Source organism: Trinickia sp., assembly GCF_051961175.1.
GTDB lineage: Bacteria > Pseudomonadota > Gammaproteobacteria > Burkholderiales > Burkholderiaceae > Trinickia.
Map to the genome: position 1 here is coordinate 1 of NZ_JBQCDN010000317.1, position 9,287 is coordinate 9,287.

The window sequence follows — 9,287 nt, forward strand, 5'->3', positions numbered from 1 at the left end:
AAAAGAAATGAACTCGACGCGGCGCCCAGCCCACACCCGCCCCCCACCCCGCTACAACGCCCGCCATAACGGGGGCCCTTCTCTTTTAGAGAGAAACGCAAAAAGCGCTTGCTTGGCGCGGCGCACCATATGCTTCGGCCCTGTTCTATAATGTGGCGGTTATAGAAGGGGCAGCCGGCCGCAGCAATGCCCGAGGTCGTCGGTCCACCGAGCCGACCCGCGCGGCCGAAAATCGACAACCAGCCCGTTGCCGCGAGGAGCGCTCAGGCGACGCGTTAGCCTGCCAACATGAATCGTTTAGCCAAATTTCTTCCGCTCGAAAACGTCGTACTCGGCCTTTCGGTTACCAGCAAGAAGCGTGTATTCGAGCAAGCCGGCTTGATTTTCGAAAATCAGAACGGAATCGGCCGCAGCGCAGTCACCGATAACCTTTTTGCCCGCGAACGGCTCGGCTCCACAGCCCTCGGCGAAGGCGTCGCGATCCCTCACGGGCGCATCAAGGGCCTCAAGCAGCCGTTAGCCGCATTCGTGCGGCTCGATCAGCCGATCCCATTCGAAGCGCCGGACGGCCAGCCCGTCTCGCTGCTGATTTTCCTGCTCGTGCCCGAACAGGCCACCCAGCAGCATTTGGAAATTCTCTCGGAAATCGCGCAATTGCTGTCCGACCGCGAAGCGCGCGAACGTCTGCACACCGAACCGAATCGCGAAGAGTTGCATCGCCTGCTCACCCAATGGCACCCTTGAACTTGTCTGTCGCGCCCTAGCGGCTTTTGCTTCTTGCTTGGGTTCGGCATGACGGCGCGGTGCGCTTTGCGCCGCTCATCGGCCTTGGCTGGCAGGTCGGCGCACGTCGTCGCCGCGGCAGTCGCGGTCAACCAGGAGCCTCGGATTCATGGATACGTCCAGCATCAACGCCCAAAGCATTTTCGACGACAACGCCTCCATGCTCAAACTGAGCTGGCTGACGGGGCACGAAGGCTGGGAGCGCGGTTTTTCCGCGGAGACGGTCGCCAATGCGACGTCGAGCGCCGACCTCGTGGGCCACTTGAACCTGATTCACCCGAACCGGATCCAGGTGCTGGGCGAGGCCGAGGTCAACTACTATCAGCGGCAATCGGACGAGGATCGTTCCCGGCACATGGCGGAGCTGATCGCGCTCGAGCCGCCGTTTCTCGTCGTCGCGGGCGGCGTTGCCGCGCCGCCTGAGCTCGTGTTGCGGTGTACGCGCTCGTCTACGCCGCTCTTCACGACAACGATGTCGCCGGCGGCCGTCATCGACAGCCTGCGCCTTTACATGTCGCGGATCCTGGCGCCACGCGCCACGCTGCACGGCGTGTTTCTCGACATTCTGGGCATGGGTGTGCTGCTGACGGGCGATTCCGGGCTCGGCAAGAGCGAACTCGGGCTCGAATTGATCAGCCGCGGGCACGGGCTCGTGGCCGACGACGCCGTCGATTTCGTGCGGCTCGGGCCGGATTTCGTCGAAGGCCGTTGCCCGCCGCTGCTGCAAAACCTGCTGGAAGTGCGCGGCCTGGGCCTGCTCGATATCAAGACGATCTTCGGTGAAACGGCCGTACGCCGCAAAATGAAGCTCAAGCTCATTGTCCAGCTCGTGCGCCGGCCCGATGGCGAATTCCAGCGGCTGCCGCTGGAGAGCCAGACCGTCGACGTGCTCGGGCTGCCGATCAGCAAAGTCACCATCCAGGTGGCAGCGGGCCGCAACTTGGCCGTGCTGGTCGAAGCCGCCGTGCGCAATACGATCCTGCAGTTGCGCGGCATCGACACATTGCGCGATTTCATGGATCGGCAACGGATCGCGATGCAAGATCCCGATAGTCAGTTGCCCGGCAAGCTCATGTGAGCCCCGGGTCAGGCATGCGGGCTGCGCTCGCCGCCAGGGCCGGCTTGCCGCGCGGCCCGCAAACCGGCGTGTTCGGCGAGACGGCCGCCCCCCGAATGCAAGTGCTATGATGAAACGAACTGGTTCTTCCCCATGCGCATCGTTCTGATCACCGGCATTTCCGGCTCCGGCAAATCGGTCGCGTTGAACGCGCTCGCCGACGCGGGCTATTACTGCGTCGATAATCTGCCGCCCCGCTTTCTGCCCGCGCTTGCCCAGTATCTGGCGAGCGACGACGAAGGGCACGAGCGGCTGGCGGTGGCGATCGACGCGCGTTCGAGCGCCTCGCTCGACGACATGCCCGGCATCATCCGCGATCTGGCAAGCGAACACGACGTGCGCGTGCTGTTTCTCAATGCCAGTACGCAGTCGTTGATCCAGCGCTTTTCGGAAACGCGCCGGCGCCATCCGCTGTCGGGATCGCCCTCGCACGATGCCGACGTCGGCCTGCTTGCCTCGCTCGAGGAAGCGATCGAGCGCGAGCGCGAGCTCGTGGCCCCGCTCGCCGAGTTCGGTCATCAAATCGATACGAGCAACCTGCGCGCGAACGTGTTGCGCGCCTGGGTCACGCGCTTTATCGAGGAACAGCGCGAAGGATTGATGTTGATGTTCGAATCGTTCGGGTTCAAGCGCGGCCTGCCGCTCGACGCCGATTTCGTATTCGACGTGCGCGCCCTGCCGAACCCCTACTACGATCATCGTCTGCGCCCGCTCACAGGGCGCGATCAGCCTGTGATCGAGTACCTCGACGCGTTGCCGATCGTTCATGAAATGATCGACGACATCCATGTTTTCGTCATGAAATGGCTGCCGCGTTTTCGCGAAGACAACCGCAGCTATCTGACCGTCGCCATTGGCTGCACGGGCGGGCAGCACCGCTCCGTGTTCATCGCCGAAACACTCGCCGCGCGCCTGGCGCGCGAAGCGACCGTGATCGTTCGGCATCGCGATGCGCCGGTCTCCATCGACGAATCGTCACGTTTGGTGGCTTAATCCGCCGCGGCTTGCGCGGCACTTCGAAGCGTGCGCCATGTCCTCCACTCCCGCCGTCTACGCTGACCTGCCGCTCTTCCCGCTCCACACGGTGCTGTTCCCCGATGGGCTGCTGCCGTTGAAAATTTTCGAGGCCCGTTACCTGGATATGGCGCGCGGGTGTTTGCGCGATAACTCGCCGTTCGGCGTCTGCCTGCTGAAAAGCGGTGCGGAAGTCGCTCAGGAAGACGTGCCCTGCGTGCCCGAGACAGTCGGCACGCTCGCGCAGATCGAGCATTGCGACGTCGACGATTACGGCATGCTGCTCGTGCGGGCTCGCGGCACGCAGCGATTTCGCCTGCTCTCGCACCGCAAGGAGGCGAGCGGATTGCTCATCGGCATGACCGAGGCGCTTCCCGAAGACATCCCGCTGGAAGGGGCCGATCGGCTCGCGAAATTCGGTGCCTGCGCCGAAGTGCTCGAACGCATCATCGGGACGATACGGGAACGCGACGCGGACAGCGTGCCATTCGCAGAACCGTTCCGCTTCGATAGTCCAAGCTGGGTCTCGAACCGTCTGGCGGAGATTCTCCAAATCCCGCTACGCGCGCGTCAAAAGCTCATGGAACTCCCGGACGCGGGCGAGCGCATCGATGCGGTCCATCACTACATGCAGCAGCACCGGCTGCTTTAGCGTTGGCATACCGGAGCATTGACGCGCGCAAGCGCCCTCATGCTTGATTTTTCATCGTCCGGCCTGTCACGGGCCGCCCGCGCTCCCTCCACGCCAGCCGCAGCCTCAAACCAGCGAACCCACGAGCGCGTCGAGCAGCTTACGCACGGGCGCCGGCACACCGTAATCGTCGATTTGCGCCAGCGGCACCCAGGCGGTTTCGCCGTCACAGGCTTGCACGACGCCCGCTTGACGCGCCGAGTCGAGATCCGCGCAGCGAGATTCGATTTCGAGTTTGAAATGCGTGAACGTATGCGTGATCGACGCCAGACGCGCGAACCCCTGCGCCGCGCCCAATGCGTGCGCGCGCTCGGCGAGCAATGCTTCGTCCGCAGCTTCCGGCAAGCTCCACAATCCGCCCCAGATGCCCGACGGCGGCCGCCGTTCGAGCAATACGCGGGCACCGTCGCGCAACACGAGCATCCACGTATGGCGCGTCGGCACCGTCTTCTTCGGCCGCGCAGCCGGCAACTCGCGCTGGCGCCCGCTCGCGCGCGCGACGCAATCGGCTTCGAACGGACAGCGCCCACAATCGGGCTTGCCGCGCACGCACAGGGTCGCGCCCAAATCCATGAGCCCTTGCGTGTAGGCGCTCACGTCGTCGCTCGATGCCTGTGCGTCCGGCATCAGGCGCTCGGCGAGTACCCACATCGCGTTCTCGACGCGCTTTTCGCCCGGAAAGCCTTCGATCCCGAACACGCGGGCGAGCACCCGCTTGACGTTGCCGTCCAGGATCGTGGCACGCGCGCCGAATGCGAACGAGGCGATGGCCGCCGCGGTCGAACGGCCGATGCCCGGCAGATCGGCCAATTGCTCCGGGGCCGCCGGAAATTCGCCGCCGTGGCGTTCGACGACCGCCTGCGCGCACCGGTGCAAATTGCGCGCACGCGAGTAGTAGCCGAGCCCGGCCCATAGCGCCATGACCTCGTCGATGGGCGCCGCGGCCAGTGCAGCGACGCCGGGAAAGCGTGCGAGAAATTTTCCGTAATAGGGAATGACGGTCGAAACCTGCGTTTGCTGGAGCATGATTTCGGACAGCCAGATGCGATAGGGATCGCGCGTGTTCTGCCACGGCAGATCGTGGCGGCCGTGGCGGCGCTGCCATTCGATCAGCCTGGTAGCGAAAACCGCCTGCAGCGGCGCGGCGGGTTGTCCCGCGAAGATCGGAGAAGCGGACATGAAAGGAGCGGAATCAGCGCTGACAATGCGCACAGTAGTAGGTGGAGCGCTGCCCCTGGACGATTTGACGAATCGGGGTGCCGCAGACGCGGCACGGCGCACCGGCGCGATCATAAACGAAGCACTCGAGCTGGAAATAGCCGCTCGCGCCGTCGCTGCCCACGAAATCGCGCAGCGTGCTGCCGCCGCGTTCGATGGCGGCGGCCAGCGTCACGCGCACGGCCTCGGCCAGACGCTCGCAGCGGGCGAGCGATACACGGCCGGCGGGCGTGGTGGGCCGAATGCCGGCCCGAAACAGGCTCTCGGAGGCATAGATGTTGCCCACGCCGACGACAATCTTGCCCGCCAGCAACACTTGCTTGATCGATGCCGTGCGTCCACGCGTGCGACGAAAGATCAGCTCGCCGAACGCGTCGCTGAACGGCTCGACGCCAAGGCTTGCCAGCAAGGGATGGGTAGCCACGTCGCCGTCCGCCCGCGCATGCCAGAGCACCGCGCCGAAACGGCGCGGATCCCGATAGCGCAACACGAATTCCTCGAAGATCCAATCGATGTGGTCATGTTTGGCCGGCTCGCCCGCTTGCTCGTGCCGGAACACGCGCAGCGTGCCGGTCATGCCGAGATGAACGATGAACCAGCCGGCGTCGATTTCGAACAGCAGGTATTTGCCGCGACGCGTCACCTTTCGTACGACCTGGCGCTCGAGCGTACACGCGAGATCGGCGGGCACGGGCCAGCGCAGCGCAGGCGTGCGCACATTCACGCGTTCGACGCGTCGGCCGGTGACGTACGGCTCGATGCCGCGCCGGGTAACTTCAACTTCTGGCAACTCGGGCATGTCAAAGGGGTGAAAAGGGCGGGAATGGGTGTGTAACTTGCATGGTCCAATTCTGCGTGTATTGTAGCGAGCGCGTTACAATCGACCGAAACCTCGAACGGATCTCCATGATTTTGTCCCTCATGCAGCTTTTCTCGCGCCCGGTCGGCGCTCGCCCCGGTTGGCGCAACGCGCCGGCGGGCCGTATCGTCGGCGCGGTGTTGTGCGCCTGGACATTGGCCGCGCTGCCCGCGCATGCCCAGGACCCGGCGCCCGCGGACGACAACAGCGCAAGCGCGGCGGACTTGTTTGCGGCCACATCGCCGGAAGAGACGAAGGACCTGCCGGACGTTCCGCTCAACAGCCAGATCGTGTTCCAGGTGCTGGCCGCGGAAATCGCCTTGCAGCGCGACCAGCCCGCACCCGCCTACCAAACGTACCTCGCGCTCGCGCGCGACACGCACGATCCGCGCATGGCCTCGCGGGCCGCTCAGATCGCGCTCGCGGCGCAAAGCCCGTCCGATGCGCTGGCGGCCGCCCAGCTCTGGCACGAGTACGCCCCCCATTCCGAGCGCGCCGTTCAGCTCGACGCCTCGCTGCTCGTCTTGTCTGGCAAACCCGACCAAGCCGAGCCGATGCTGGCCAGCGAACTGGCGAAAGTCCCGGCCGATAGCCGGGGCAACGCCTTGCTCGCGTTGCAGACGCTTATCTCCCGCGGCCCGAACCGCGTAGGCGGCCTAAGTGTTGCAGGACCTGCTGAAAAACGACATGGGAACGGCTGAAGCGCAGCTCGCCATCGGCCGTCAGCAGTTGATCGCCGACGACCGGCCCGGCGCACGTGCGTCGTTCGAGCACGCATTGAAGCTCAAGCCCGATTTCCTGCCGGCGGCGCTCGCGCTCGGCCAGATGGGTCCCGAAGAGCGCAAGGAAGCGATCACGTCGTTCGAGTCCTACGTCAAGCAACATCCGAAAGAGCGCAACGCGCGGCTGGCGCTGTCGCAGTTGTATTTGTCGGCAGATCAGCTCGATGGCGCGCAAAAGCAATTCGAGATAATGCGCTCGATGGACCCGCAAGATCCGATGCCGCTGCTTGCGCTCGGGATCATCAAGGTCCAGCAAAAGCAATACGACGGCGCTCAAAAGTATCTGACGCAGTACGCCGAGCTCGCCGAAAAGACACCGGGCGCCGATCCGGCCCAGGCGTATCTGTACCTCGCGCAACTGGCGCTCGAGCAAAAGCACGAGGACGATGCCGCGAAGTGGCTCGACAAGGTTCAACCGTCGAGCCCGCAGTACGTCACGGCACGGGTCACGCGCGCGCAGTTGCTGGCCGGCAAGGGCAAGGTCGACGACGCGCGCAGGATGCTCGCCGCGATTCAAACGGACGATCCGCGTGAACAAGCGCAGATCGCGCGCACGGACGCGGCCATTCTGTTCGATGCAAAGCGCTATCCGGAAGCGCAGGCGCGCCTGCAAGAGGCGAACGAAGCGTTCCCGAACGACCCGGAGATCCAGTACGACTACGCCATGGCGGCCGAAAAGAACCGCCATTACGAGCTTATGGAAAGCGTGCTGCGCAAGGTGATGCAGGAGCAGCCCGACAACCCGCAGGCATACAACGCGCTCGGCTACTCGCTGGCCGATCGCAATCAGCGGCTGGACGAAGCGGGCAAGCTGATCGAGAAGGCATCGGCGCTCGCACCCAACGATGCGTTCATCATGGATAGCCTCGGATGGGTCAAGTATCGCCAGGGCGATACGGCCGATGCCGCGAAGCTGCTCAAGCGCGCCTACGAACTCCAGCCGAACGCGGAAATCGGCGCGCATCTCGGCGAAGTCCTGTGGAAGAGCGGCGATCAAAAGCAGGCGCTCGACACCTGGCGCCGGGCACGCAGTCTCGAACCCGACAACCAGACGCTCGTCAAAACGCTCGAACGCTTTCAAGTGAACGCCAACGATCTCTGATGCACGTTTTGTCCCTCCTCGATCTCGATCTTCGCCTCGCGCGCCGCGCCACGCTGTCTGTCGCGGCCGCCTTCGCGGTCGCCCTCGCCGGCTGCGCGGTGACGCCGACGCACGGCCCCTCCACGTCGAACGCCACAGCGGAGCTGTCGACCCAGACGATGCAGGCTTATCACGGGCGTTTCTCGGTTCGCTACCTCGATCAAAACGGGCAGCCGCGCAACGCGTACGGCAACTTCGATTGGCAACAGCAAGGCGATACCGTCACGCTGCAGCTGCTCAACCCGTTCGGGCAGACCCTGGCAATCGTCACGTCGTCGCCGGCGTCGGCCACGCTGGAAATGCCGAACCGTCAGCCGGTGACGGCCGAGAACGTCAGCGAACTGATGCAGCGCACGCTCGGGTTCTCGTTGCCGATCGAGGGCTTGCGGTATTGGCTCGCTTCTTCACCCGCGCCCACTTCGCACGCGAAGACGATCGTGGATCCGCAACAGCGCTCGCGCCTGAAAGAAATCGACCAGGAAGGCTGGACGATCGATTACCTCGCGTATGCCGATGCGCCCGCCATCGGCGTCAAGCGGCTCGATCTGACGCGGCAAGATCCGCCGCTCGATATCAAGCTCGTACTCGACCGCTGAGCGGGCGCCGCTCGCTTTATTCCGGCTTCGTCCTCGCCTCACACCGCTTTCCTTATGATCGAAACGCCCGATTCGCTGCGCGATTGCGCCGCTCCCGCCAAGCTCAATTTGTTCCTGCACATCACGGGCCGCCGGCCTGACGGCTACCACGCGCTGCAGACCGTGTTCCAGCTCATCGATTGGGGCGACAAACTGCATTTCACGCTGCGCGAAGACGGCGACGTGCACCGCAAGACCGAGGTGCCCGGGGTGCCCGAGGCCAGCGATCTCGTGGTAAGGGCCGCCTTGCTGCTCAAGGCGCACACGGGCACCGCGCTCGGCGTGGACATCGAGATCGAAAAACGCCTGCCGATGGGCGCGGGGCTCGGCGGCGGCAGCTCGAACGCCGCCACGACGCTGCTCGCGCTCAATCGGCTCTGGAAGCTGAATCTGGCCCGCGACGTGCTGCAAACCCTCGCATTGCAGCTCGGTGCCGACGTGCCGTTCTTCGTCTTCGGGAAAAATGCATTCGCACAAGGTGTCGGAGAAGCGCTTGAGGCTGTACAATTGCCGCCGCGCTACTTTCTGGTGGTCACGCCAAGGGTGCATGTTCCAACCGCAGCGATTTTTTCCGATAAGTCGTTGACAAGAGATTCGGAAGCCGTCACAATTACGGACTTTCTTGCACAGCAAAGCTGCAGCGCAAGATGGCCTGAAAGCTACGGCCGGAATGACATGCAGCCTGTTGTCGTGGGAAAATACGCGGAAGTCGCGCAGGTGCTTGAATGGTTTGAAACCATTGCACCCGCACGGATGACCGGATCGGGCTCCAGTGTTTTTGCCGCGTTCCGGAGCATCGCCGAAGCGGAAGCGGCGCAAGCCAAGCTGCCTGCAGGTTGGGTCAGCGCCGTGGCATCGAGTCTGGATACCCATCCACTCTTCGCTTTCGCGTCATAGGTTTCGCATCGTCGGGGCTGTCCCGCAGGCCCGACGAAGCTCAGAGTCAGTGTAGGGGAGTCGCCAAGTTGGTCAAGGCACCGGATTTTGATTCCGGCATGCGAGGGTTCGAGTCCTTCCTCCCCTGCCAAACATTCCCGCAGTTCCCGC

The 9,287-nt window shown here is 64.2% G+C and carries 8 protein-coding genes, 1 tRNA gene and 1 pseudogene; 8 read left to right on the plus strand and 2 right to left on the minus strand.

The features are described 5' to 3' along the window. The first annotated feature begins 288 nt into the window (after positions 1 to 288). The 4 genes from ACTHL0_RS19110 to ACTHL0_RS19125 all read left to right on the plus strand — a co-directional run bounded on the left by ACTHL0_RS19110 (position 289) and on the right by ACTHL0_RS19125 (position 3,566). Positions 289 to 744, plus strand: a complete 456-nt coding sequence (locus tag ACTHL0_RS19110; RefSeq protein ID WP_440538384.1) for a PTS sugar transporter subunit IIA — start codon at positions 289 to 291, stop codon at positions 742 to 744. 148 nt (positions 745 to 892) lie between these two features. Further along, a complete protein-coding gene (gene hprK, locus ACTHL0_RS19115; RefSeq protein ID WP_440538383.1) occupies positions 893 to 1,861 on the plus strand; it encodes an HPr(Ser) kinase/phosphatase in 969 nt (322 codons plus the stop codon). Between the two features lie 132 nt (positions 1,862 to 1,993). Continuing rightward, entirely contained in the window at positions 1,994 to 2,893 is a 900-nt protein-coding gene (gene rapZ / locus ACTHL0_RS19120; RefSeq protein ID WP_440568434.1) for an RNase adapter RapZ, read from the plus strand. 37 nt (positions 2,894 to 2,930) lie between these two features. Further along, complete coding sequence (locus ACTHL0_RS19125; RefSeq protein WP_440568435.1) at positions 2,931 to 3,566, plus strand: LON peptidase substrate-binding domain-containing protein; 636 nt, start codon at positions 2,931 to 2,933, stop codon at positions 3,564 to 3,566. Between the two features lie 105 nt (positions 3,567 to 3,671). On the opposite strand, the gene mutY is transcribed toward ACTHL0_RS19125, so the two are convergent. Continuing rightward, positions 3,672 to 4,784 (minus strand): A/G-specific adenine glycosylase, encoded by a 1,113-nt coding sequence (mutY, locus tag ACTHL0_RS19130; RefSeq protein ID WP_440568436.1) that lies wholly within the window; start codon positions 4,782 to 4,784, stop codon positions 3,672 to 3,674. A gap of 13 nt (positions 4,785 to 4,797) precedes the next feature. Next, entirely contained in the window at positions 4,798 to 5,622 is an 825-nt protein-coding gene (gene mutM / locus ACTHL0_RS19135) for a bifunctional DNA-formamidopyrimidine glycosylase/DNA-(apurinic or apyrimidinic site) lyase (RefSeq protein ID WP_440568437.1), read from the minus strand. A 107-nt stretch (positions 5,623 to 5,729) separates the two neighbouring features. Here mutM and ACTHL0_RS19140 point away from each other — a divergent pair. The 4 genes and pseudogenes from ACTHL0_RS19140 to ACTHL0_RS19155 all read left to right on the plus strand — a co-directional run bounded on the left by ACTHL0_RS19140 (position 5,730) and on the right by ACTHL0_RS19155 (position 9,267). Beyond that, positions 5,730 to 7,566, plus strand: a pseudogene (locus ACTHL0_RS19140) (tetratricopeptide repeat protein). After that, on the plus strand, positions 7,566 to 8,201 hold the full coding sequence (gene lolB / locus ACTHL0_RS19145; protein WP_440568438.1) for a lipoprotein insertase outer membrane protein LolB: 636 nt from the start codon (positions 7,566 to 7,568) through the stop codon (positions 8,199 to 8,201). The pseudogene ACTHL0_RS19140 and the gene lolB overlap by 1 nt, the downstream one beginning before the upstream one ends. A 54-nt stretch (positions 8,202 to 8,255) precedes the next feature. Next, complete coding sequence (gene ispE / locus ACTHL0_RS19150; RefSeq protein WP_440568439.1) at positions 8,256 to 9,137, plus strand: 4-(cytidine 5'-diphospho)-2-C-methyl-D-erythritol kinase; 882 nt, start codon at positions 8,256 to 8,258, stop codon at positions 9,135 to 9,137. 53 nt (positions 9,138 to 9,190) lie between these two features. Next, a tRNA-Gln gene (locus ACTHL0_RS19155) sits at positions 9,191 to 9,267 on the plus strand. Positions 9,268 to 9,287 lie beyond the last annotated feature (20 nt).

Coding starts and splice junctions, on each gene's coding strand:
- ACTHL0_RS19110 (WP_440538384.1), top strand. CDS start 289: ATGAATCGTTTAGCCAAATTTCTTCCGCTCGAAAACGTCGTACTCGGC.
- hprK (WP_440538383.1), top strand. CDS start 893: ATGGATACGTCCAGCATCAACGCCCAAAGCATTTTCGACGACAACGCC.
- rapZ (WP_440568434.1), top strand. CDS start 1,994: ATGCGCATCGTTCTGATCACCGGCATTTCCGGCTCCGGCAAATCGGTC.
- ACTHL0_RS19125 (WP_440568435.1), top strand. CDS start 2,931: ATGTCCTCCACTCCCGCCGTCTACGCTGACCTGCCGCTCTTCCCGCTC.
- mutY (WP_440568436.1), bottom strand. CDS start 4,784: ATGTCCGCTTCTCCGATCTTCGCGGGACAACCCGCCGCGCCGCTGCAG.
- mutM (WP_440568437.1), bottom strand. CDS start 5,622: ATGCCCGAGTTGCCAGAAGTTGAAGTTACCCGGCGCGGCATCGAGCCG.
- lolB (WP_440568438.1), top strand. CDS start 7,566: ATGCACGTTTTGTCCCTCCTCGATCTCGATCTTCGCCTCGCGCGCCGC.
- ispE (WP_440568439.1), top strand. CDS start 8,256: ATGATCGAAACGCCCGATTCGCTGCGCGATTGCGCCGCTCCCGCCAAG.